Genomic DNA, 24,740 nt, shown 5'->3' on the forward strand with positions numbered 1-24,740 from the left:
TTGTCGCATCTCCGCGGTGTCCTGCCGCTCGGACCGCTGATATGCGACAACCCAAGGGAAATTGGCGCTCGAGGGGCGCGCGGAGAGAGGGACGCGCGGAGAGAGGGGCGCGCGGGTGACGTGGGCGTACGGAGAAGGGCGTGCCGCGGACGACCTCAGCCCGCAGTCGTGTCGTCCGGCGCCGCGCCGCGGCCGGCGGACGTGACACGGTCGAGGAAGGCACGAGTCCGCGGGTCGCGGGGAGCCCCGAAAATCTGATCCGGTGTGCCCTCTTCGCGGATGACGCCGGCGTCGAGGAAGACGACACGCGTCGCGACGTCCCGCGCGAACGCCATTTCGTGGGTCGCCATGAGGATCGTCGTTCCGGAGGCGCCGAGATCGCGCACGAGCTCGAGCACCTCCCCGACGAGCTCGGGGTCGAGAGCGCTCGTGATCTCGTCGAGGAGGAGAACTTCGGGTCCGCTCGCGAGCGCGCGGACGATCGCGACGCGCTGCTGTTGGCCGCCCGAGAGACGGTCCGGGTACGAGCGGGCGAAGTCGGCGAGGCCCACCCGGTCGAGCAGCTCGAGCCCGCGCGCCGCGGCGGCGGCCTTTCCGACGCCGTGGACGTGGCGGAGGGCGAGGGTCACGTTGTCGAGCACTGTGAGGTGCGGGAACAGGTTGTAGTGCTGGAAGACGGTCCCGAACCGCGCTCGTACGGCGTCCGCGTCGATGCGCGGGTCCGTGATGTCCGTCCCGGTCAGGAGGACCCGACCGTCGTCCACCTGCTCGAGCAGGTTGATGGTGCGCAGGAGCGTCGACTTGCCCGATCCCGACGCGCCGATGAGCGCGATGACCTCATGGGCGTCGACCGTGAGATCGATGCCGGCGAGCACGACCCTGTCGCCGAACGTCTTGACGACATTCTCGAGCCGCAGCACCGGCGTCGCCGAATCGGCGGTGGAGGCGCTCATACGACGCTCCCGTGCTGCTCGCGCTCCCGCTGCCGTGCCGTCAGCCAATCGGTGAGGCGGATCGTGGGCAAGGCGAGCGCGACGAACAGGAGCCCGGCGAGGACGTACGGGGTGAAGTTGTAGCTCGCCGAGGTCTCGATCTGTGCCGCGCGCACGGCGTCGACCGCTCCGAGCACCGAGATGAGGCCGACGTCCTTCTGCATGGAGACGAAGTCGTTCATGAGAGCCGGCGTCACCTTGCGGAGCGCTTGCGGGAGGATCACGAGGCGTAAGGACGCGATGTACCCGAGGCCGAGTGAGCGTGCGGCGAGTCGTTGCGACGGGTGCACGGCCTCGATGCCCGCGCGGAGCACCTCGGCGACGTACGCCGAATACGTGAGCACGAGCGCGACCGTTCCCCAGAACTCCATCGGCATCCGGGGGAAGAGTCCGAGCCCGGGGATGCCGAACCCCACGAGGTACAGCACGATGAGGAGCGGCATACCGCGGAACACGTCCGTGTAGGCGGCGGCGAGCAGCCGCAGCGGGAAGAAGATCGGGCCGCGGAGCGTGCGCACGGACGCGAGCAGGACGCCGACGATCGCGACCCCGATGCTCGCGACGACGAGGACACGGATGTTGAGCCACAACCCCTCGATGACGCGCGGCCAGGCCGCGACGAGCACCTCGGGATCGAAGAACGTCTCCTGGACCGAGCGCCATCCCGGGGTCCCGACCACGAAGACCGCGACGAGAGCCGCGAAGACGACGGTCGACGCGAGCGAGATGAGCACCGAGCGCCGCGACGACCGAGCCCGGAACGCGCGTCGTTCGAGCTCGAGCGCGCTCGGCGTCCGGTCCACGACGGCGCTGTTCGTCTCCGTCACGGGCGGGCGGTGGGGGGACACGTCACTCGAGCACCGGGGCGGTGTCGTCGCCGCCCAGCCACTCGGCGGCGAGCTCGTCGAGCGTGCCGTCCTCGCGGAGCGCGTCGACGGCGTCCGTCACCTCATCGGTGAGAGCGCTGTCCTTCGGGAGGACGATGCCGAACGCGTCGCCCTCCCCGTCGGTCTGCGGCAGTTGGCCGATGATGACGCCGTCGTCGAGCTCGGCGCCCGTCATGTAGAACGCCGTGGGGAGGTCGACGACGAGGGCGTCGATCTGGCCGGCCTCGAGGGCCGCCTTCGCATCCTCGTTCGAGTTGAACGCGCTCACCCCGCCCGTCGGGGCGATGATCTCCTCGGCCGCCGTGAAGCTCGTCGTACCCGTCTGGGCCCCGACGATGAGACCCGAGAGGTCGGCGATGCTCGCGGCGTCGGCCGCGGCGGACGAACCCGTCGTGATGACGGTCTGGGTGGTCGCGTAGTACGGCGAGGAGAAGTCGACGGCTTCCTCGCGCTCCGGGGTGATCGAGAACTGCTGCAGGTTGAGGTCGAAGTCCTTGGGACCCGGGGCGATGGAGGCTTCGAACGAGCTGCGGACCCACACGACGTCGTCCTCGTCGAAACCGAGCTGGTCCGCGATGGCGTACGCGACGGCGGCTTCGAAGCCCTCGCCGGTCTCGGGGGCGTCGTCGATGACCCACGGGAAGTAGGCCGGTTCACCGGTCGCGATCGTCAGCTTTCCGTCGGTGATGTAGCCGCTGTCACCGCCGGAGGATGCGCCTCCGTGCGAGCCGCCGGCGCTCGCGCAGCCCGAGAGCAGGGCGACACCGATCACGGCGACGACGAGGGGGACGGTGCTGCGGCGGACACGGGGCATGGCGATCTCCAGCGGGTCGGGTTGTCGGGAGACTCCACTTTCTCACCTCGACGCCCCCATCACCTACCAGCGGGTCGAAGTGTGACGAGCGGTGTGTCGTCGCTCTCGGGGCGGCGACGCGCTCGCCGCCTAGGATGGTGCCGTGAGGGCTCGTGTCGTGCTGTGGATCGCGTTCCTGTTGATCCATGCGGGCCTCGCGTGGTTGTGCCTCGCTGCTCCCGGACTGCCGCTCGGCGACGTCATCCTCGTCTACCGTCCGTGGTCGATCCAGGTCGCATCCGGATCGCCCGTCGTCGGCATCGATCTCGACTGGGTGTACCCGTTGCTCGCGCACGTCCCGATGCAGCTCGCCCTCGTCGCGGGGGAGTCGCTCTACGCCGAGGCGTGGCTCGTGCTCATGACGGTGCTCGACGCCGTCGCCTTCGGAATCCTCCTCGGAGACGGTTCGAGTCGGCGCCGGCTCGGCGCCGCGCGGTGGTGGCTCGGCTTCATCGCCCTGCTCGGCCCCATCTCGCTCGGCCGGATCGACTCGGTGACGGTTCCTCTCGCGGTCGTCGCCGTCCTCATCGTCATGAGGAGACCGGCCGCGGCGTCCGTGATCCTCGCCGTCGCCACGTGGATGAAGGTGTGGCCGGCCGCTGTGCTCGTCGCCGCCGTCCTCGCGCTCGGCACGCGACGGCGCATCGTCCTCGCCGCCGCAGCGCTGTCCTTCGGAGTCGTCCTCCTCGCGTTCGCACTCGGTGGCTCGGCTCACGTCTTCAGCTTCCTCGGGGAGCAGTCGGGCCGCGGCCTGCAGCTCGAGGCGCCCGTGAGCCTCTTCTACGTGTGGCAGACCGCATTGGGGGTCGAGGGCGCGTCCATCTACTACGACCAGGCGATCCTGACCTACCAGGTCGCGGGGCGCGGGATCGATGTCGTCATCGGCCTCATGACGCCGCTGCTCGTCGCCGCGTTCCTCGCGGTCGCGCTGCTCGGGTACCGGGTCGTGCGGCGCGGTGCAGCGACCATCCGGGTGCTCCCGACGCTCGCGCTCGCCCTCGTGCTCGTGCTCATCGCGGTCAACAAGGTCGGCTCGCCCCAGTACCTGACGTGGCTCATCGCCCCGGTCGTCCTCGGCATCGCGTGGCAGGGTCGCCGGTTCCTCGTTCCCGCCGTCCTGTCGTTCGGCCTGGCCGCACTCACTCACCTCGTCTACCCGTACCTCTACTGGATGCTGCTCTGGGCGTGGCCGCCCATGGTCGTCGTCCTCACGGTGCGCAACGTCGGCTTCTTCGTCCTTCTCGCCTGGTGCGTCGTCGAGCTGGTCATGGCCGGGCGCGGCGCGCCCTCCGAGCCCGTCCGCGACGCGGAGACCGGCGAGCTCGCCACTCGACACCCCTGACACGTCCGTCATCCAGCAGCAACGAAAGGACTCCCCATGCTCGTCGCATTCTCCGTCGCCCCCTCCGGCGGCCCGAACGGCACCGATTCCGTCCACGACGCCGTCGCCGCCGCCGTCAAGGTCGTCCGCGAGTCGGGCCTGCCGAACCGCACGACGTCGATGTTCACCGAGATCGAGGGCCCCGATTGGGACACCGTGATGGACGTCGTGAAGCGCGCGACCGAAGCTGTCGCGCCATTCGGCTCGCGGGTCTCGCTCGTGCTGAAGGCTGACATCCGCCCCGGATACACCGGAGAACTCGACGCGAAGATCGAGCGCCTCGAGAAGGCCATCGACGAGGACTGATCCTCGGCGCGCTGCTCCTCGACGGTGACCGCGTCTGGGCGATCCGACGCAGTGGAGGGACAGCGGGTTATCCACAGCCGCTGAGCGTCCCGGGACGCGCGAGTCGTGCCGCCTCTAGCGTTGGCGCGTGAAGAATCGGTATGCGCTGTGGACCGCGTTCGTCCTCGTCCACGCGTTGCTGATGCTTCTCAGCCTCGTGGGTTCGGGCAACCCGCTCGTCGACGTCACCGACGTGTACCGCCCCTGGGCGCTCGACGTCGTCGCTGGGAGGACGATCGTCGGGATCGAGTCGGACTGGGTCTATCCGCTCCTGGCCCTTGCGCCCCTCCTCCTGCCGCTCGTCGCGGGGGCTGCGGCCTACCCCGTCGCCTGGCTCCTGCTCGTCTCCCTGCTCGACGCGATCGGCTTCTTCATCCTGCTCGGTCGCGGCACCTCGCCCCGGCGTGCTGCCGCCGCGTGGTGGTGGCTCGCTTTCATCGCGGCCCTCGGTCCGATCGCGATCGATCGGCTCGATGCCGTCACCGTCCCTCTCTCGGTCACCGCCATGCTCCTCCTGGTGCGTCGACCGGGCGCCGCCGCGGTCCTGCTGTCGGTCGCCACCTGGATCAAGGTCTGGCCGGCGGCGCTCCTCGCCGCCGCGCTGATCACCGTGCGTCGGCGGAGTCGGCTCCTCCTGGCCGCCGCTGTCGTCTCGGCGGTCACGCTCGCGACCGCCCTCCTCCTCGGGGCCGGTGCTCACGTCATGAGCTTTCTGACGCTGCAGACGGGTCGCGGCCTTCAAGTGGAAGCGCCGGTCAGCCTGTTCTACCTCTGGCAGACCGCGGCGGGCCTCGACGGTGCACGGGTCTATTTCGACGAGCAGATCGTGACCTTCCAGGTCACGGGAAACGGTGTCGAGGCGGTCATCGCCGTCATGACGCCGCTGCTCGCACTCTGCATGACGGGTGTCGCCGTGCTCGGGGTGCTCGCCGTGCGTGCCGGTGTCTCCATCGTGCGTGTGCTTCCGCCGCTCTCGCTCGCCTTCGTGCTCGTGCTCATCACGGTCAACAAGGTCGGTTCTCCGCAGTACCTCACCTGGCTCATCGCGCCGATCGTGCTCGGCGTCGTCTGGCGTGGAGCCGGGTTCGCTCGGCCGGCGGCGGGAGCCCTCGTCCTCGCGTTCCTGACCCACGTCATCTACCCCTATCTCTACGCGCTGCTGCGGGATGCGGCATGGCCGATGGTCGCCGTCATCACGGCCCGCAACCTCGGGTTCGTCGTGCTCCTGTGGTGGTGTGCGGCGGAACTCCTGCGCGTGCGGCGGGAGGCGCGGGCGCCGAGGGGCACGGTGGCGGTGCCGGTCCTCCACGATCGCTGAGCAGGCGCGGCGCCCCGCGATCGAATCGATTCGAAACCGGCCGTCGGCGTCCTACACTGGACGAATGCCCTCCGTGACCAACGGGCCGACGACGATGTCCTCGGCCCGCATTCGTCTTGCCCTGCTCGCGCTCGCGGTCGGGGGCTTCGGCATCGGCACGACCGAGTTCGCGGCGATGGGGCTCCTGCCCGAGATCGCGTCCGACCTCTTCCCGGCTCTCTCGGCGAGCGACCCCGAGCGGGCGAACGCCCGCGCCGGACTGCTCATCTCGGCCTACGCGCTCGGCGTCGTGGTCGGCGCTCCGACGATCAACGCGTTCATCGCACGGTTCCGGCGCGATCGGGTGCTCGTCGTCCTCGCCGTCGCCTTCACGGTCACGAACCTCGCGGCGGCCCTCGCCCCCACCTTCGAGCTCATCCTGGTCTTCCGGTTCCTCGCGGGCATCCCGCACGGCGCCTACTTCGGGATCGCCGCGCTCGTCGCGGCGCAGCTCATGGGTCCGGGGAAGCGAGCGCGCGGAGTAGCCATCGCGATGGCGGGACTCACGATCGCGAACGTCATCGGTGTGCCCCTCGCGACCCTCGTCGGGCAGGCGTTCGGGTGGCGCGTCGCCTTCGTCCTCGTCGCTGCGGTCTTCGCCGTCGCCACCGTGTCCGTGCGGATCGCGGTGCCACGCGTAGACGGTGCAGCCGGCCAGACGATGCGACGCGAGCTCACAGTCTTCCGGAACGGTCGCGTCTGGTTCGCCCTCCTCACGGGCTGCATCGTGCTCGGTGGTCTCTTCGCCGTCTACACCTACCTCTCGCCCATCGCGACGGAGCTCGCGGGACTGCCCGGCGGGGTCGTCCCGTGGGTGCTCGCGACCGTCGGTATCGGGATGACCGTCGGAAACCTCGTCGGGGGTCGCCTCGCCGACTGGAGCGTCATGCGCAGCCTCTTCGGCTTCGCCCTGCTCATGCTCGTCGCTCTCGGCGGGTTCGCGCTCACGGCGCAGTGGCCGGTGACGCTCTTCCTCTTCACCTTCGCGATCGGCTTCGCCGCCCAGGGGCTCGGGCCGACGATCCAGACGCGCCTCATGGACGTCGCGGGGGACAGCCAGGCGATCGCGGCGGGCCTCATCCACTCGGCGCTCAACGTCGGCAACGCGCTCGGCGCGTACTTCGGCGGCGTCGCGATCGCGGCGGGTCTCGGCTACTCGTCACCCGCGGTCGTCGGCATGGGACTGACCGTCGTCGGCATCCTCATCGCCGCTCTCGGCTACACCCTCGAGCGACGCGGGGTGCTGCGCTCTACTCGATGATGATGCCGTCGAGGATCGCGCGCTTGCGCAGCGCGACCTTCGTGCCGACGTCGAAGCCGCTCGAGCGGTACTTCTCGCGGATGCGCTTGAGGTAGGACTTGGCCGTCTCCTCGGAGATGCTCAGCTCGTAGGCGACCGACTTCACCGGTTCGCCGGCTGCGTAGAGCGCCATGACGCGTCGCTCCTGCGCGCTGAGCTTCGGCGCATCGTTCGGCTCCGAGTTGAGCGCGACGTCGAGTTCGTCGGAGACGAACATCTGCCCGCGGTGTGCGGCGCGGATCGCCTGCACGATCATCGAGGCGTCCTCGCTCTTCACGAGGTAGCCGTGGGCGCCGGCGGCGAGTGCCTCGCGCACGAACTTCGGGTCGGAGTAGGTGCTCATGAGCACCGTCTTCACGCCCGTGGTCTTGAGCGTCGAGATCTTGAGGACGACGGGGATGTTGTCCTTGAGGTCGAGGTCGAGGAGTACGACGTCGACCGGGAACTCGGGGTGGGTCAGCAGTTCCGGCCACGTCGCGACGGCGGCTACCATGCTGATGTCGTCGGCGGCGCCGCGGATCCACTCGGTGAGTGCCCCGAGCAGCATCTTGTGGTCGTCGACGATGGCCAGACGGATGTTGCCGGTGTGGATGGTCATGCGATCTCCCTGAACTCGTGGTGCGATTCTACTGTTCAGCGCGGCTGATCATTGGGAAGCGGGACCTCGGCCTCGATGTCGACCCGGAGTCCGAGCGGCGTCGCGGTGTCGGTGTACCGGCCGACGCGACGGAGCGCGGCCCACGTGATCGCCTCGACACCCGAGCGGCTGATGCCATCGACGTCGAGGGCGATGAGCACGCGACGGGAGTCCGCCCGTGGCTGGTCGCGGCGCTCGATGAAGCTCACGCGAGCCGTAGCCGGCATGCGTGCCGCGCTCGACATGAGCATCCACAGGCCCGACAGCAGACCGTCGCGCTGCAACTGGTCCAGCCGCGCGGAGAGGCCGTTGGTGTCGTGGATCGTGACGTGGTCGCTCAGGAACTCCGACTCGCTCACGGCGTGAGACAACCACGTGTCCTGATGGCCCGCGACGAGATGACGACGGAGCTCGGTCGCGAGGGCACTCGCCTGATCGGCCCGCTCGGGGCTCAAAGGGAGCGCCTCGCGACCCGTCGCGACGTCGTCGAAAAGCTCTTCGACCTCGTGGTCGAGTTCGGCGAGCTCCGCGCTGCCGAGCATGCCGGCGGTCAGGACGACCGGGGCGCTGATGGCGCTCTGCGTGAGCACGCGGTCGAGGGCGAGGAGGATGTGGCGCCGGTACTCCCCGAGGATCGACGCTGCGATGAGCGGCGGGACGATCGCGAGCACGAGCAGCAGGAGGAGGGGACCGAGGCGGTCCTCTCCGGGACCGGGGACGAGGACACCGAGCAGTAACCCGACCCCGAGGATCGCGGACGCCATGACGATCTCCCGGGCCGGTCGGAGCGACGATGCTCCGAGCAGCACCGCTCCGACCGCGATGGCGGAGGTCGGATAGACCCCCTCGTCCACGACCTGCCAGACGGCGGCGAAATCGAGCACGGCGGCGGCCGTGAGGCTCAGCACCATCGACCAGAACAGCAATGTCGAGAAGATGAAGCCCGCCGCGCGGAGCGCGATCACGACGACCACGACGGTCACGAACAGGATCGCCCACGACGCGACGTTGAGCACGAGGCGAGGGAAGTCCTCGATGTGATCGAGGAAGCGCCAGAGGGCGTGCACGAAGAGGAGCCCGCCGGCGAGGCCGAGGCCGACTCCGAGCTGGGACGTGTTGAGGGTCAGGAGGGACGTCTCGCGGAGTCCCGCGCGGCGGACCCGATCGGTCTGCCACTCGAGCCCGGCCGAGGGGTCTGCTCCACTCGCATACCCGCTCACTTGGGCACCTCCAGGACGACGGTCGTCCCCGCTCCCGGCGACGAGAAGACGCGGACCGTACCGCCGATGTCCTTCACGCGCGCGATGACGGACTGCTGGAAACCGAGGCTCGATCGGCCGATGGTCTCCGGGTCGAATCCCGCTCCAGCGTCGGTCACGACGCCGCGCACGACCATGCCGTCGTCGCTCAGGGTCACGTGGGCCTCGTCGACGCCGGCGTGACGACGGACGTTCTCGATGCACTCCGTGAGGGCGAGGATGAACGACTCGAGGCGCGCGTGCTCGAGCCCGAGCTGACCGGAGCCGTGCCAGGCCACGTCGAGTCCGGAATTCGCGAATCGCGCTTTGACGGCCTCGAGCGTCCCGCTGAGCTGCAGTTCGGCGGTGTGCGTGAGCGTGTAGGCGCCGGACGACCGCGGCGACGGGCTCTCGCCCTCGCGGAGTCGGCGCAGGAGGTCGCGGTCGGACGCGGCCTGGTCGCGCATGGCCGCCTCGTCGACACCCCGTCCGCCATGCGCCAGGAGGGTGAGCGTCGCGAGCGCGGTGTCGTGCAGGAGCCGGGCGTCACGGTGTCGCTGGGCCTCGGCCTCACTCGCGCGGCGCTCGATGAGGTACGTGTACCCGATGCTCGAGATGCGGCGCATGACGCGTGGACTCGCGCGGGTGAGCCACACGCCGAAGACCGTCGTGACCGCCCAGCCGAGGGTGACGAGGACGGGCGCCGAGAGCGCCGGGTCGTCGCCGATGTTCGCCTCCAGGAGGGTCGCGATCGTCGCCGTCGTGGCGACGCCGTAGGTGAGCAGGATCACCTGCGCCCACGTCGAGGTGAGCACGGCGCCGATGCATCCGACGCCCCAGCCCGCGATCATCACCAGGGCGGCGGACGCGGACGCGTCGGGAGTCGGTCCCGTGGCGATGCCGACGACGGCGAGGCAGACGATGCCCACCGCGTACACGGCGACGACGGACAGCCCGTGCGGGTGACGGGCGAGGAGGAGGTGGGCGACGGCGAGGAGGGCGAGGGAACCGATGCTCCAGAGATATTCCGGCAGCGTGGCCGCTCCAGGGAGGCTCAAGGCGCTCGCGGCCCCGATCACACCGCTGAAGCCGAAGGTTCGCGCCATCCGGTAGGCGAGGCGACTCTGCTGGATCGAGAAGCGATCGACGGACTCGAACTGCCGCCGCGCGGGATCGGACGCGTCGATACCGCGCCACACGCTCATTCCGACCCTTCCTGTCCGGACCCCGTCATCCGTGCCCCGTGACCGTTCGCCAAGTTTACGGGTCGTGCGTGAAGACGGCGTGCGCGCGACACGCGTAGCGGAGGAGGGGTCCTCAGGCGGCGAAGATGCGGTCGAGGTGATCGGTGAGCACGTCGAACTCGATGAGGAAGCCGTCGTGTCCGAATTCCGACGAGATGACCGTCGGCTCGTCGCCGTCGATGTTGGTGCGGATGCCCGCGGCGATCCGCCGCTGGCCCTCGACGGGGAAGAGCCGGTCGGAGTCGATGCCGACGACGAGGGCGCGAGCCGTGACGCGGGCGAGCGCGTCCTCGACCGTGCCGCGGCCCCGCGCGATGTCGTGCGAGTTCATGGCCTCGACGAGGGTGATGTAGCTGTTGGCGTCGAAGCGGCGCGTGAACTTGTTGCCGTGGAAGTCGAGGTAGGAGGAGATCGCGAAGCGGCCTCCGTCCGCGAGCGGGTCGATCTCGGACTGCCAACGGCGACCGAAGCGGTCGTTGAGCTCGGTGGGGCTGCGGTACTGGAGGAGCGCCATCCGACGCGCGAGCGCGAGGCCGCGATGCGGGCCGCCGCCGTCACCCGCGTCGTAGTAGCGGCCGCCGTTCCACGCCGGATCCATCCTGATGGCCTCGAGCTGCACGGCGTTGAGCGCGATCTGGTCGGCCGTCGTGACGGGCGGGGAGGCGAGGATCGCGACGCGCTCGACGCGGTCAGGCAGCCCGACGGCCCACTCGAGGGCGTGCATGCCACCCATCGATCCGCCGATCACCGCGGCCCACCCGTCGATCCCGAGGGAATCGGCGAGCAGAGCCTGGGCTGTGACCTGGTCTCGCACGCTCACCGAGGGGAACCGCGCGCCCCATTCACGCCCGTCGGGGGCGAACGACGCCGGACCCGTGGACCCTTGGCAGCCGCCGAGCATGTTGGGCACGACGACGAACCACCGGTCGGTGTCGACGGCGAGACCGGGTCCGATGATGCGGTCCCACCATCCGGCGGTCGGCTGGCCGGGGCCCGCTTCGCCGCGCGCGTGGGAATCGCCCGTGAGGGCGTGGGTGATGAGCACGGCGTTATCGCGGGCGGGGGAGAGTTCCCCCCACGTCTCGAATGCGAGCCTCACGTGCGGCAGGTGACCACCGAACTCGAGGTCGAGCGGACCGAGGTTCGCGAACCGGCGGCCCGCGGGCGGATCACCGTCCCGCCATGCTCCCGTCGCGGGCGGACGGCCGAGGAGACTGCGCAGATCCGCGTCGGTCACGATGCGTGACGGAACGGTGTCCTCCGGGGTCTGCCAATCCATCTCCCCATCCTCGCCGACGCGGCGGACCGCCGGGTCCTTTGTTACGTCATCGCTCGGTGCGACGGCCGGAACGCGAACGGCCCCCGAGCCCGTCGATGACGACGGGCTCGGGGGCCGTTGTGGCGTGGTACCGCGTCAGACGCGAGCGGCCTCGACGACGGCTCGTGCCGCGGCGAACGCCTGGTCGAGGTCCGCCTTGAGGTCGTCGATGTTCTCGAGACCGACGGACAGACGCACGAGCCCGGGCGTGACACCCGTCGTGAGCTGCTGCTCGGGCGTGAGCTGCGAGTGCGTCGTGGATGCGGGGTGGATGACGAGCGAGCGGACGTCGCCGATGTTCGCGAGGTGCGAGAACAGCGAGAGGCTGTTGACGAGCGTGCGGCCCGCGTCGACCCCGCCCTTGAGCTCGAACGACAGCACGGCGCCGACACCCTTCGGCGCGTAGCGGTTGGCCGCCGCGTACCAGGGGCTCGACGGCAGGCCCGAGTAGTTCACGGACGCGACGTCGGGGTGGGCGTCGAGCCACTCCGCGATCTCCTGCGCGTTCTGCACGTGGCGTTCGATGCGGAGGCTCAGCGTCTCGATGCCCTGGATGAGGAGCCACGCGCTGTTCGGAGCGATCGCGGCGCCCAGGTCGCGGAGAACCTGCACGCGCGCCTTGATGATGTAGGCGAGGGCGTCGCCGACGGCCGTCGTGTAGCTCGCGCCGTGGTACGACGGGTCCGGCTCGGTGAGTCCCGGGAACTTCTCGACGTTCTTCGACCACTCGAAGCTGCCGCCGTCGACGATCGCGCCGCCGATGACGGTGCCGTGGCCGCCGAGGAACTTCGTCGCCGAGTGCACGATGATGTCGGCGCCGTGCTCGAAGGGACGGATGAGGTACGGCGTGGCGATCGTGTTGTCGACGATGAGCGGCACACCGGAGGCGTGCGCGACGTCGGCGACGAGCGCGATGTCGAGGATGTTGATCTTCGGGTTACCGATCGTCTCCGCGAAGAACAGCTTCGTGTTGGGACGGACGGCGCGACGCCACTCCTCGGCGTCGTCCTGGTTCTCGACGAACGTCGTCTCGATGCCGAGCTTCGCGAGCGTGTACTTGAAGAGGTTGTACGTTCCGCCGTAGATGGAGGAGCTCGACACGATGTGGTCGCCGGCCTGGGCGATGTTGAGAACGGCGGCCGTCTCGGCCGCTTGACCCGATGCGAGGAGGAGGGCGCCGGTGCCCCCCTCGAGAGCGGCGAGCCGCTGCTCGACGACGTCTTGAGTGGGGTTCTGGATGCGCGTGTAGATGTTGCCGAACTCGGCGAGCGCGAAGAGGTTCTTCGCGTGGTCGGCATCGTTGAAGACGTAGCTCGTCGTCTGGTAGATCGGGGTGGCACGCGCGTTGGTGACGGGGTCCGGCTGGGCACCCGAGTGGATCTGTTTCGTCTCGAACTGCCAGTTCGGAGTCGTGTCGCTCATGGGTTTCTCCCTTGCGTGGGTGGATCGTGCGGGGGGTCGGGGGCGCCGATCGGCGTAGGTCGAGGCTATGCGTGGTGTCCGCTCCCGACAACGACACGAGCAACACGGCGTAACCCCGCGGCCCGGCGATCGGTCGAGGCGTCCGCTCCGACGCATCCGCTGCGACGCATCCGCTCCGACGCATCCGCTCCGACGCATCCGCTCCGACGCATCCGCTCCGACCCGTCGTCAGCCAATACGCTGGAGGCATGACGGTCAGGCGCGCAGTGGTGACAGGGGCGAGTTCGGGGATCGGTCGGGCGACGGTTGCCCTGTTCCGGGACCACGGGTGGGAGGTCGTGGGCGTCGCCCGCCGGGAGGACCGGCTCGCGGAGCTCGCCGAGCAGACCGGGGCGCACAGGGTGACCGCCGACGTGACGGTCGCGGAGGACGTCGACCGGGTCAGGGAGGCTGTCGAGGCCCTCGGCGGTGCCGACGTCCTCGTCTGCAACGCCGGCGGGGCGATCGGGCTCGACCCCGTCGAATCGGCGTCACCCGACGACTGGCGTCAGATGTTCGAGGTCAACGTGATCGGGACGCAGCGCGTCATCGCCGCGCTCCTCCCGTCGCTCCGCGCGTCGACGCGCGACGGCGGCTCAGCGACGATCATCGGTGTCACGTCGATAGCCGCACACCGCGCCTACGAGGGCGGCGGCGGTTACAACGCGACGAAGCACGCGCAGCGCGCCGTGCTCGAGGTGCTGCGGCTCGAGCTGAGCGGAGAGCCGATCCGCGTGGTCGAGGTCGCGCCCGGGATGGTGCGCACGGAGGAGTTCTCCCTCAAGCGCTTCGGAGGAGACCGGGCGAAGGCCGACGCCGTCTACGACAACGTCCCGTCGCCGCTCGTCGCCGAGGACGTCGCCGAGGTCATCGTGCACGCCGCGGAGCTGCCCCCGCACGTCGACCTCGACTCCATCACGGTCAAGCCCGTCGCCCAGGCGGCGCCGCACAAGGTCGCGCGCGGCGAACTGCGGGCGAAGTCGTGAGCGACACGGCGGAGCGCGAGGTCCTCAGCTGGGAAGAGTTCGGCGAGGCGTCGCGCGAGCTCGCCCGCACCGTGCGGCGGAGCGGTTTCGCGCCCGACCTCGTCGTCGCGATCGCTCGCGGCGGGCTCCCGCTCGCCGGTGCGATCTCCTATGCGCTCGGCACCAAGATGTGCGGTTCGATCAACGTGGAGTTCTACTCCGACATCGACGAGACGCTCCCCGAGCCCGTCCTGCTGCCCCCGATGCTCGACGCTCCGGCGCTCGGGGGGAAGAAGGTGCTCCTCGCCGACGACGTCTCCGACTCGGGCAGGACCCTCGCGCTCGTGGTGGACCTCCTCGCGAGCTACGGCGCCGACGTCCGCACGGTGACGCTCTACACGAAGCCGCGGACGGTGCACGTCCCGGACTTCGAGTGGCGCACGACGGATCGCTGGATCACCTTCCCGTGGTCGGCGCTGCCGCCCGTGACCATCGAGACCGAGACCGAGACCGCGAACGACACGACAGTCGCTCCGGGCGACGACGCCCGGGGCGCACACGACGAGGGGACCACGACATGAGCATCCACCTGGTGGGAGGCGGAACCCGCTTCGCACACGACACGACGATTTTGTCCGCGTTCGTCGCGGAAGCGGCGGAACGGGCCGAGGTCGCGACCGTTCCGCGCATCGGCGTGTTCCTCGTCACCGAGGACGACGGCCTCGAGTACGCCGCCCGCGTGGAGAGCGAACTCGCTCTCGCGGGTCCCTGCGAAGCGATCGTGCGGTTGCGCGTCGAGGGCGGGCACTACGACCTGTCCGACCTCGCCGGCCTCGACGCGATCTATGTCGGCGGAGGCCTCACGCCCGCCTACGCGACGGCGCTCGAGCCTCTCGTCGGCGAACTGCGTCGGCTCGTCGCCGGCGGGACGCCCTACCTCGGGTACTCCGCGGGAGCCGCGCTCGCCGCCGAGCAGGCCGTCGTCGGCGGCTGGAAGATCGGCGGGGTCGCCGTGAGCCCCGAGGAGACGGGCGAGGACCTCGAGGAGGTGACGGTGCAGCCGGGCATCGGCCTCATCGACATCGCCGTCGACGTGCACGCGGCCCAGTGGGGCACGCTCGGCCGGCTCGTCGCCGCGACCGAGGCCGGGCTCGTACCGGGCGGCGTCGCGATCGACGAGAACACCGCGCTCGTCGTGTCCGAGTCGGGACTCTCCGTCGTCGGCACGGGCAGCGTCTGGCAGGTCACGACCGACGACGCCGGCGTGAGGGTGTCGACGGTCGCCCCATCGTGACGGGCGGGCGGCCCCTCGCGGAACTCGCCGCCGCCCGTCTGCTCGACCCGGAATGGGCCGAGGCGCTCGAACCGGTCGCCGGCGACATCGCCGCGATGGGGGAGTTCCTCCGCGCCGAGCACGCCGCGGGTCACGCGACCCTGCCGGCGGGCGACCACGTGTTGCGCGCGTTCTCGTATCCGCTCTCGCGGGTCCGGGTGCTCATCGTCGGCCAGGACCCGTACCCGACGCCGGGACATCCGATCGGGCTCTCGTTCGCGGTCGACGCCCACGTTCGTCCGCTGCCGCGTAGCCTCTCGAACATCTATCGCGAGCTGAACGACGACCTCGGCATCGCTCCGGCGCCCACCGGCGACCTCACGCCGTGGGCCGAGCACGGCGTCATGCTGCTCAACCGTGTTCTCACCGTGCGACCGGGCGAACCCGCCTCGCACCGTGGCAAGGGATGGGAGGCGGTGACGGATCACGCGATCCGGACGCTTGTCGCGCGGGACGCCCCGCTCGTCGCGATCCTGTGGGGGAAGGACGCGCAGAGCCTCACCCCGCTGCTCGGGTCGACGCCGATCGTGGCGTCCGCGCACCCGAGCCCGCTGTCGGCGTCGCGCGGCTTCTTCGGATCGAAGCCGTTCTCCCGCGTCAACGAGCACCTCATGGCCGCGGGCGCTGAGCCCGTGGACTGGTCGCTCGCGCATTAGGCTTGTCGCGTGCTGGAAGAGGAATACCTGCAGCCCCGCAAGCTGCCGCCCCACTTGAGGAAGAAGCCTGCGCCCGAGCCGTCGTTCGACTTCAGTATCCGTGACGCGGAGGCGGCGGACCTCCCGTACATCCGCGAGATCTACAACTACTACGTGACCAACAGCTCGGTCACGTTCGACGAGGACCGCATGAGCCTCGCGAAGTGGAAGTCGAAGTTCGCGCACCTGCAGAAGCAGGGGATGCCGTTCATCGTCGCCGTGTCGCCGTCCGGTCAGGTCCTCGGCTATGCGCTCGTTCAGCCGTGGAAGGAGAAGCGGGCGTACCGCTTCACCGTGGAGAACAGCATCTACCTCGGTGCGGCAGCGACCGGAAAGGGACTCGGTCGTGCGCTGCTCGGCGAGCTCATCACGCGGTCGAAGGCCGCTGGACTCAAGGAGATCCTCGCGGTCATCAGTGACCGGGGTGCCGAGGCATCGCTCGCCCTTCACGAGAAGTTCGGCTTCAAAGAGATCGGACGGATGGGTCGCGTCGGCTTCAAGTTCGACCGCTGGCTCGGCACCGTCCTCCTCCAGCTCTCCCTGAAGTAGCCGCGACGATTGTCCCTGAGCCTGTCGAAGGGCACCATCTCGTGGGCGCATTCCGCTTCGACGAGCCGCGCGCCCACTGCCTCGCAATAGGCTGGAACCCATGACCGAGACCGAGTGGGAGGCCCTCACCGCGCTCGAGTTGTGGACGCACCTGCAGCGCGATCGCATCTCACCCGTCGAACTCACGCAGTTCGTCCTCGACCGGGCGGAGCTCGCGAATCGCGAGCTGGGCGCGTTCGCGACGCTGACGCCCGACATCGCTCTCGCCCGCGCCCGCCACGTCCAGGACCACCAGCCGCGCACGGACATCCTCTGGGGTCTTCCCCTCGCGGACAAGGATCTCACCGCTCGCGCGGGAACACCCATCGCGTGGGGTTCCCGCGCCTTCCCCGGCACCGTCTCCGTCCGTTCCGACGCGATCGTCGACGTTCTCGACCGCTCCGGCGCCATCAGCATCGGCAAGACAGCGACGCCCGAGTTCGGCCTCTACGGCTACACGGAGCCGTTCGGTCGCCCGCCGGCTCGGAACCCGTGGGACCCGTCCCTCGGTACAGGCGGATCGAGCGGGGGAGCGGCGGCGGCGGTCGCGGCTCGCGTGCTGCCCTTCGCTCCCGCGAGCGACGGCGGCGGGTCGATCCGCATTCCGGCCGCGGCATGCGGCCTCGTGGGGCTCAAGCCGTCGCGGGGACGCGTCCCGTCGGGCTCCGCGCTCGACTCGCTCGCGGGCCTCGCGGTGAAGGGGCCGATCGCGCGGACCGTGACGGACGCCGCACTGCTGTTCGACGCGATGCTCGACCGGAGGAACGGCCGGCTGCAGCAGCCTTTCAGCGTCGGCGCTCCCGCGTTCGAGGACGGCGACTACCTCGGCGTCGCGTCGCGCGGCGAGGGTCGGTTCTCGCTCGGCCTCCTCGCGAACAGCCCGTGGGACGACGATGTCGAGATCACGCTCGACCCGGAGGCGCGCGCCGCCGTCGACCTCGCACTCGAGCAGTTCGCGGCCATCGGCCACACCGTCGACGACGTGACCCTCGACCACGGCAACGTCTACCCGGACGCGTTCCGCACGATCTGGCAGGTCTCGGCGGCGATGCTGCCCGTCGACGGCGACACGATCGGGCTCCTCGAGCCGGTGACGCAAGAGCTCGTGGCCCGGGGTCGGAGGATCTCGGCGCGCACGCTCGCTGAGACACTGTCGACGCTCGCGACGTTCGAGCGCCGCGTCATCGAGCAGTTCGACCGCTTCGACGCCGTCATCACCCCGACCCTCGCCCTCACCCCACGCCGCATCGGCTGGCACGACGTCGCCGACCCCGACCGCAACTTCGCCCAGCAGGTGCAGTACTCGCCGTTCACGTCCTTCGTGAACGTCGCAGGGCTCCCTGCCATCACGCTTCCCGTGTACGAGACGCCGGACGGAATCCCCATGGGGGTCCAGCTGATCGGACGCCCGGGGGGCGAGCACGTGCTGCTCTCGATCGCAGCGCAGCTCGAGCGTCGCTTGCATTGGCAGTACCGGCGGCCGGCGCTGTCATGACGCCCGACGGTCACGCCCACGATTCGACCGGGGCCGCCGACGCGCTCCGGCACCGCCGCGAACAGCTCCTCCGGGAGGCCGGCATCGCCGACGCCCGTCTCTCCGACATCCGCGCGACGCGCGCGAGCGGCTCTGACGACGACGAGCACGACCCCGAGGGCGAGACCCTCTCCGCGCAGTGGTCGCAAGCCGAGGGACTGCGTGTCGGCCTCGCCGATGAACTCGCCGAACTCGACCGGGCCATGGAGCGAGCCGCCGCGGGCACCTACGGCATCTGCGCGCGCTGCGGCCGCCCCATCGGTGCGGAACGCCTCGCCGCACGGCCCACCGCCGAGCTCTGCATCGACTGCGCGCGAGCCGCGGAGGCCGGGCGCTAGCCCCAGCACTGGGGTCAGCCTTTCGCAAGATGGTCCCCTTTTGCCTCGAATGGGGCACAGACGCGGCACTCGCGGGGCCAATACCGTGTGGTTTCTGTGCCCCAGCAATGGTTGACCGCACGAGCGGACGTGGCTTCGCCTCGACCGTGACCCGCAGACATGGCGCTTCATCGTCATGTCCTCTCGGGAGTCCTCGTGCGTTCGCTCCGTCGTTTCTGGTTTCTTCTCGTCGCCTTCGTGGCGGTCACCGCTCTCGTAGCAGAGGTCTCGGTGTCGTTCATCGTGACGCCGGCCTCGGCGGCGGAGTGGGCCGACCCCGACTCGCTTCCGCTTGTCGATTCCCCGGAGCTCGAGCTGCCGGGCTCCGAGATGCCCGACGGCGACTTCACGGATCCGCCTGCTCGTGACGTTGAGGAGATCGAGCGTGTCGAGCCTGCCGACGAACCGACCGAGTTCGATTCCGACGTGTCGGAGATCGTGGACCGCGAGGAGTTCGAACAGACGTATGTGAACCCGGACGGCACGAAGACGACGGAGCTGTCGACGGTGCCGCTCAATGTCGAACTCGAGGACGGCACGTTCGTCCCCGTGGACACCACGCTGTCGGGCGATGGATTCCTCGGAGCCTTCGGTGTCGGAACCGTCACGGCGGAGAGGCACCCCCAGGTCCCGACGTTCGCGGAGCACGCGGACGACGACCGGCCATTCACTCTGACGAACGACGAGTACACGATCGCCTTCGAGCTGGAGGGTTCCGCCCATGCGCGGGTCGAACGGAACCTGCTTCCCGTCGGCGACCGGTCGACGATCACTTACCCGGACGTCGAGCCGGGGGTGGACCTGACGTATGAGGTCACGAAGACGGGCGTCAAGGAACTCCTCGTCCTCGAGGACGAGGAAGCGGCCGACGACGGTCGCTGGACGTGGACCGTCGACGCCGATGGACTGGCCGTCGAGATGAACGAGGACGGAGCGGTCGTGTTCGTCGACGACGACGATTTCGTGCAGTTCCTCATCCCACCCGCTGTGATGTGGGATGCGTCGGCCGTCGAGGGCGAGCGCGAGGCCGCCGACAGCCCTGTCGACATGGCAGTCGACCACGTCGCCGGCTCCACGTGGGAGATCGATCTGATCGCGGATCTCGACTGGCTCGAGGACGAGGACCGCGTCTACCCCGTGTGGATTGACCCCACGACCTCGACGAGTCAAGAGGATGTGCGCGCGTTCCGTTCCGACGGCGCCACTCGCCACTACGGAAACGCCCTCGTCGGGAACTCCCGCTCCGACGGGAACACGTTCTGGCGCTCTGTCGTGCGGTACGACTTCTCGAAGTTCTTCGGCAAGCAGGTGCTCGACGCCCAGGTGTGCGCCTCCTATGCGGGGGAGGGGACGACGAACCTCTTCAAGGGTGCCCTCCGCCACGCGACCGGCTTCTCGTACTCGAGCACTGGTGAAGCGCTGTCGAACTTCAACATCGGCGCCGACGGATGTGGAGCCGGCCAGGTCCTCAAGGAGCGCATCGCTCAATGGGTGCGAGAGTCGAACCCCGACCCCCGCATTATGTTGTCGGGCACGGAGAGCAGCGAATACACGTACAAGCTGCTCGCCACCTCGCTCTACGTGAGCTGGAAGGACTTCCCGAAGGCGGGCGCGGCGAAGACACCGGCGAACAACGCCACCAACGTGTCGCTCGTCCCGTTGCTGAGCCTCGAGGGCCATGTGAAGCCCCCGGAAGCCGACGGGATGAACTACAACTTCCGCGTCTGGCAGGGCGAGACGCAGGTCTACGGTTCCGGTTGGATCGGTCAGGACAAGATCCAGGTGCCGCAATTCGTCCTGGCCGCCAACACGAAGTACACGTGGCAGGCCGACGTCCGTGACACCCTTCACGGGTGGCTCGGCACCTCCACGCAGCGTGCGACCCCCCGTGCGACCTTCACGACGGGAACCCCTCCCACGCCAGTGCAGAGCTCCGCCGTACCCGCGGATGACGCCGTGGTCGTGACGACCACTCCGACGCTCAGCATCACTCCCGGCGCGGGAGCCAACGCGAACACGCGCTACTGGTTCCGCGTCGCGACGGGCACCGACGCGAAATCCGGCCAATTGCTCAACTCGGGCTGGCGAGCGGCGACGTCATGGACGCTACCGAAGGGCAGCCTCGAGGACGGTGGCGTCTATTCGTGGGCCGTGCTCGTGACGCACAACGGAGACGAGTATCAGCAGTACTGGGTGAACTCCTTCCGCGTCGACAAGCGCATCGGGGACGCGGGACCGGCTCCGTCGGAGTCGGTCGGGCCTGCGACCGTCAATCTCGCGAACGGCAACCTGGGCCTGCAGTTCACGTCGCCGACTGTCGATACCGTCGGCGGTCCGATGGGGCTCGGCTTCACCTACAACTCGATGCAGGAGGATCGCAGCGGGCTCAAGGCGGAGTACTTCGACGTCAGCCCGGCCTCTGGTCAGGAGTTCACCCCTCCGAACCTCACGGGCAGGACGCCCGTGCTCGTGCGAACGGACGCGAACGTCTCCTTCGACTGGAACTCCTCCGCAGCAGGCCCGTCGCTCAAGGCCGACTACTTCGCAGCACGATGGACCGGTCTGCTCACGGTGCCCGAGCCCGGGTCGTACCAGTTCGGTGTCGCGAGCGACGACGGTGCCCGGGTGTCTGTCGACGGCCAGCAGGTCTACGACAAGTGGACCGCCCCGCAGGGCGGCACTCTCAACTGGGGCTCCTCGAAGACTCTGACCGGCGATCCCGTTCCCTTCAGCGCCTCCTACTTCGACAAGACCGCCAATGCGTCGATCGAGCTGTGGGTGAAGAAGGACGGCGGAGCCCAAACCATGGTGCCGGCCGACTGGTTCTCCAAGAAGGTCGAGACCCTGCCGCCGGGTTGGTCGTCCTCGGCGGCGCTCGCGGGTGAGGCCGGCTACTACATGGCGGCATCTGTCACCACGTCGGCCGTGATCCTGACCGATATCACCGGCGCGAAGCACACCTACAAGAAGCGCTCCGTCGGCGGCTACACACCGCCCGCGGGGGAGTACGGCGTCGTCGCACTCGACTCGAAGGCCCGCGTCACGTTCACGGAGGAGGACGGCACTGTCACGGTGTTCAACTCCGCCGGGAAGGTGGCGGCCGTGACGGGGCCGGCGGATGCCAAGAAGCCGGCGACTCCGGTGATCACGTACCGCGAAGGGACGACGCAGGTCGATCGCGTGTCAGACCCCCTGTCCGAGGTGTCGCCAGCCACGAGCCCGCGAACGTTCTCCCGCGAGGTCCGTTTCGTCTACGGCGGGGACACCGTCGCCGAGGTGGGGCTCAGCCCGCTCGACGGTTCCTCCGGCGGGTCTGCATGTCTGACTCCTTCCGGGTTCGCGGCGGCTCCGGTCGGGATGCTGTGCCGCATCATCTACCCGGGGCACGCAGCCGGAGCGGACGACACGACGCAGCTGTTCTACGATGCCTCCGAGCGCCTCGTTCGGATGGTCGACCCCGGTGCGGAGGTCGTCTCTTTCGAATACGACGCAGCCGGCCGGATGACGTCGGTCCGCGATTCACTCGCGAACGACTGGCTCCTCGCGGATTCGTCTCGGGTGGCCTCCTCTACCAACGCGGCGACGTTCGCCTACGATTCCGCCGGTCGCGTCGCCTCCGTGGCTCTGCCGGCGCCCGACGGGACGACGGCCGAGAAGCGCCCCCAGACGACGTTCACCTACCAGTCGGGCAAGACGTTCGTCGACGAAGCCGGGGCGACCGTCCCGACGGCGGCGCCGGCCAACGGGCACGGGCGAACGGTGACGTTCGATGCGGCGTACCGGGTGCTGACCGATACGTCCGCCACGGGTCTGACCTCGTCCGTCGTGTGGAATGCGGAGGATCAGCAGTTGTCATCGACCGACCCGAACGGTCGCATGACGACGAACATCTACAACGCCCAGGATCGTGTCGTCGCGAACTACGGTCCCGCCCCGGCGTCGTGCTTCGGGGCCGACCGTAAGCCGACGACGGCCTGCGCGGCCGTGCCTCATTCGACGACGACCTACGACAACGGGCTGAGCGGTCTCGCCGCGACCTACTGGAACAATCGCAACTTCTCGGGCATTCCGGAGACCTACAGCCTGGGGATCGGTCACCCGACCGGCGCCCTGTCGAAGGACTGGCTCCTCACGGGCCCGCCCGGTGTCAACACGGACGAGTTCTCGGTCCGCCTCACGGGTCTCGTCACCTTCCCTGCTGCGGCCACGTACACGTTCAAGACGTTCGCGGACGACGGCACTCGGCTCTGGATCGACGATCTGCTCATCGTCGACGAGTGGGGTGGCGGTGAAGCGCACTGGTCCGACGCCGGTACCTTCACGGCGAAGGCCGGACAGCAGGCCCGCATCCGGATCGACTACTTCGACGCCACGTCGACCGCCCGACTGGAGCTCCAGTGGGCCGCGGGCACCGCTGCCCTCTCCGTCGTCCCTGGCTCCGCGCTCTCACCGGATTACGGGCTCGTCGCGACGAGCACCGTCAACGACTCGGCAGCCGCGCCGTACGGAGGCGCGGCGAAGAGTCTCTCCACATCGATGGCGTACCAGTACCCCTGGCTCGGAGCCGCGACCTCGGCGACGGTGGACCCGTCCGGCCTGGCGCTGACGTCGTCTGCGACGTACGAGACACTCGGTTCCGGCTACCTCCGCCGTTTGAGCTCGACGATGCCGAGCGGCACGGGCTCTGCGTCGACGAGTGCCTACTACGGAGACACCCAGACACTGCAAGCCGTCTGGGGTGGTTCGGTGTGCGGGCTGCCGGCGTCGACTCCGCAGTTCGGCAACCTGAAATCAACGACCGGCCCGACCCCTGCTGTGGGTTCGGCGGTGACGACGCAGTTCGTCTACGACCTGATGGGCCGCGCGGTGGGTGTGAAGCGCTCGGGCGACACCTCGTGGACCTGCACGGTCTACGACGTGCGCGGTCGCGAAGCGTCGACGACCTTTTCCGCGTATGGTGACGAGCCGGCCAGGACCGTGACGAACGGCTTCAGCTCCACGGGCACGGCGTCCGGTGACCCGCTCACGACATGGACGGAGGACCCGGCCGGTCGGACGACGACGAAGGTCGACCTTCTCGGTCAGGCGGTGTCGTACACGGACGTGTGGGGCACGGCGACGACCGCGGTCTACGACCGCTTGGGTCGGATCACGGAAACCTCGACGACGGCTCCGAACGGCGGCTCGCGAACGCAGTCGTTCGAGTACGACGCGGACGGGAAGACCGAGCGGGTGCTCCTCGACGGCAAGCCCATCGCGGACCCCTCGTACACGGCCGGGGAGGTGACCGGAGTGGTGTTCCCGGGCGGGGCGGACGACGCCGGGAACGGGGTGTCCCTGACCAACGTGACGCGGAATCAGACCGGCGCGTCGACAGGGGTGACGTGGACCTTCCCGAACGGCCAGGCCGCTGTGCGCGATGCGGTCGTGCGCGCTCAGTCGGGCCGGATCGTCGCGAACACGGTGACGGACGGAAGCACGTCCGAGACGACCGCCTACACGTATGACGGTGCGGGTCGTCTCCTGACCGCGACCGGTGGTGTCGTGGACGCGTCGTATTCGTTCGCGAAGATGGGTGGCTGTGGTGCGGCGCCGACGGCGGGGGCGAACGGCAACCGGACCTCCTCGGTGGTGAATGGTGTGTCGACGACGTACTGCTACGACAACGCGGACCGGTTGACGTCGACGACGGTGACGGGTGCACCCGAGGGTGCGTCGGGTGTGAGCTCGTCGCTCGCGTCGATCGGGTATGACGCCCACGGGAACACGGTGACGCTCTCGGATCAGTCGCTCGTCTATGACGTGGCGGACCGGCATGTCGAGACGAACCTCGCCGACGGGACGAGCATCCGATACACACGGGATGCGTCGGATCGGATCGTGGAGCGCCGAGTCTCGAAGGCGAACACACCGGACGTCGTGACCCGCTTCGGGTTCAGCGGTGCCTCTGACAGCCCGGACCTGGTCCTGGATGGTGACGGGGCCGTAATCGAGCGGACGCTCGGTCTGCCGGGTGGGGTACTGGCGTCGTTCCGTCCGGACGGGTCGGAGACGTGGGCGTTCCCAAATCTGCACGGCGACATCGTCGTGACCACGGACGGTGCCGGGGTGCGGCAGGGTGCGCGAGCGGTGTACGACCCGTTCGGTCAGCCCGTGGACCCGGTGACCGGGGCGGTGGGAACGGCAGCGGCAGATGACGCGGTCCCGGACACGGTGTCGGAGACGGACGCGGACT

The 24,740-nt window shown here is 69.3% G+C and carries 20 protein-coding genes; 12 read left to right on the forward strand and 8 right to left on the reverse strand.

Annotation, left to right across the window (positions count from 1 at the left end; all coding sequences use genetic code 11):
- Window positions 1-155: 155 nt before the first annotated feature.
- Genes ELQ90_RS15330 through ELQ90_RS15340 form a run of 3 tightly spaced genes read right to left on the reverse strand, consistent with a single transcriptional unit; the run spans window position 156 to window position 2,693 of the window.
- Window positions 156-953: an amino acid ABC transporter ATP-binding protein gene (locus ELQ90_RS15330; protein WP_128496164.1), complete on the reverse strand. Its 798-nt coding sequence runs from the start codon at window positions 951-953 to the stop codon at window positions 156-158.
- Window positions 950-1,819: an amino acid ABC transporter permease gene (locus ELQ90_RS15335; protein WP_128496165.1), complete on the reverse strand. Its 870-nt coding sequence runs from the start codon at window positions 1,817-1,819 to the stop codon at window positions 950-952. Before ELQ90_RS15335 ends, ELQ90_RS15330 begins: the two co-directional genes overlap by 4 nt.
- Window positions 1,820-1,841: 22 nt before the next feature.
- Entirely contained in the window at window positions 1,842-2,693 is an 852-nt protein-coding gene (locus tag ELQ90_RS15340; RefSeq protein WP_128496166.1) for an ABC transporter substrate-binding protein, read from the reverse strand.
- A gap of 142 nt (window positions 2,694-2,835) precedes the next feature.
- Between ELQ90_RS15340 and ELQ90_RS15345 the strand changes: the two genes are divergently transcribed.
- The 4 genes from ELQ90_RS15345 (at window position 2,836) to ELQ90_RS15360 (ending at window position 7,076) form a co-directional block, all read left to right on the forward strand.
- A complete protein-coding gene (locus ELQ90_RS15345; RefSeq protein WP_128496167.1) occupies window positions 2,836-4,074 on the forward strand; it encodes a glycosyltransferase 87 family protein in 1,239 nt (412 codons plus the stop codon).
- Window positions 4,075-4,110: 36 nt separating this feature from the next.
- Window positions 4,111-4,419: a thiamine-binding protein gene (locus ELQ90_RS15350; protein WP_128496168.1), complete on the forward strand. Its 309-nt coding sequence runs from the start codon at window positions 4,111-4,113 to the stop codon at window positions 4,417-4,419.
- 127 nt (window positions 4,420-4,546) lie between these two features.
- Complete coding sequence (locus tag ELQ90_RS15355) at window positions 4,547-5,776, forward strand: glycosyltransferase 87 family protein (protein WP_128496169.1); 1,230 nt, start codon at window positions 4,547-4,549, stop codon at window positions 5,774-5,776.
- 64 nt (window positions 5,777-5,840) lie between these two features.
- Window positions 5,841-7,076: an MFS transporter gene (locus ELQ90_RS15360; RefSeq protein WP_243696213.1), complete on the forward strand. Its 1,236-nt coding sequence runs from the start codon at window positions 5,841-5,843 to the stop codon at window positions 7,074-7,076.
- Here ELQ90_RS15360 and ELQ90_RS15365 read toward each other — a convergent pair.
- The 5 genes from ELQ90_RS15365 to ELQ90_RS15385 form a co-directional block, all read right to left on the reverse strand.
- The gene (locus tag ELQ90_RS15365; RefSeq protein WP_128496170.1) at window positions 7,066-7,713 is read right to left on the reverse strand and encodes a response regulator; all 648 of its coding nucleotides are present in this window, start codon (window positions 7,711-7,713) and stop codon (window positions 7,066-7,068) included. The genes ELQ90_RS15360 and ELQ90_RS15365 overlap by 11 nt on opposite strands.
- A 35-nt stretch (window positions 7,714-7,748) precedes the next feature.
- A complete protein-coding gene (locus ELQ90_RS15370) occupies window positions 7,749-8,972 on the reverse strand; it encodes a hypothetical protein (protein ID WP_128496171.1) in 1,224 nt (407 codons plus the stop codon).
- Window positions 8,969-10,195, reverse strand: coding sequence for a sensor histidine kinase (locus ELQ90_RS15375; RefSeq protein ID WP_128496172.1), 1,227 nt, complete (start codon window positions 10,193-10,195; stop codon window positions 8,969-8,971). Before ELQ90_RS15375 ends, ELQ90_RS15370 begins: the two co-directional genes overlap by 4 nt.
- 112 nt (window positions 10,196-10,307) lie before the next feature.
- Entirely contained in the window at window positions 10,308-11,513 is a 1,206-nt protein-coding gene (gene metX / locus ELQ90_RS15380; RefSeq protein ID WP_128496173.1) for a homoserine O-acetyltransferase MetX, read from the reverse strand.
- 135 nt (window positions 11,514-11,648) lie between these two features.
- Window positions 11,649-12,974, reverse strand: coding sequence for a bifunctional o-acetylhomoserine/o-acetylserine sulfhydrylase (locus tag ELQ90_RS15385; protein ID WP_128496174.1), 1,326 nt, complete (start codon window positions 12,972-12,974; stop codon window positions 11,649-11,651).
- A 248-nt stretch (window positions 12,975-13,222) separates the two neighbouring features.
- Between ELQ90_RS15385 and ELQ90_RS15390 the strand changes: the two genes are divergently transcribed.
- From ELQ90_RS15390 to ELQ90_RS15425, 8 genes are all read left to right on the forward strand, one after another.
- The gene (locus ELQ90_RS15390) at window positions 13,223-13,999 is read left to right on the forward strand and encodes an SDR family oxidoreductase (RefSeq protein ID WP_128496175.1); all 777 of its coding nucleotides are present in this window, start codon (window positions 13,223-13,225) and stop codon (window positions 13,997-13,999) included.
- Window positions 13,996-14,559, forward strand: a complete 564-nt coding sequence (locus tag ELQ90_RS15395) for a phosphoribosyltransferase (RefSeq protein WP_128496176.1) — start codon at window positions 13,996-13,998, stop codon at window positions 14,557-14,559. Before ELQ90_RS15390 ends, ELQ90_RS15395 begins: the two co-directional genes overlap by 4 nt.
- Complete coding sequence (locus ELQ90_RS15400; protein ID WP_128496177.1) at window positions 14,556-15,272, forward strand: Type 1 glutamine amidotransferase-like domain-containing protein; 717 nt, start codon at window positions 14,556-14,558, stop codon at window positions 15,270-15,272. The genes ELQ90_RS15395 and ELQ90_RS15400 overlap by 4 nt, the downstream gene beginning before the upstream one ends.
- A complete protein-coding gene (locus ELQ90_RS15405) occupies window positions 15,269-15,967 on the forward strand; it encodes a uracil-DNA glycosylase (protein WP_208020680.1) in 699 nt (232 codons plus the stop codon). Before ELQ90_RS15400 ends, ELQ90_RS15405 begins: the two co-directional genes overlap by 4 nt.
- A gap of 9 nt (window positions 15,968-15,976) precedes the next feature.
- Entirely contained in the window at window positions 15,977-16,555 is a 579-nt protein-coding gene (locus ELQ90_RS15410; protein ID WP_128496178.1) for a GNAT family N-acetyltransferase, read from the forward strand.
- Between the two features lie 100 nt (window positions 16,556-16,655).
- Entirely contained in the window at window positions 16,656-18,089 is a 1,434-nt protein-coding gene (locus tag ELQ90_RS15415; RefSeq protein ID WP_128496179.1) for an amidase, read from the forward strand.
- Entirely contained in the window at window positions 18,086-18,466 is a 381-nt protein-coding gene (locus ELQ90_RS15420; protein WP_128496180.1) for a TraR/DksA family transcriptional regulator, read from the forward strand. Before ELQ90_RS15415 ends, ELQ90_RS15420 begins: the two co-directional genes overlap by 4 nt.
- A gap of 159 nt (window positions 18,467-18,625) precedes the next feature.
- On the forward strand, window positions 18,626-24,740 hold a 6,115-nt coding region (locus tag ELQ90_RS15425), incomplete at its 3' end, for a PA14 domain-containing protein (RefSeq protein WP_128496181.1).

Source organism: Labedella phragmitis, from assembly GCF_004078635.1.
Lineage (GTDB): Bacteria > Actinomycetota > Actinomycetes > Actinomycetales > Microbacteriaceae > Labedella > Labedella phragmitis.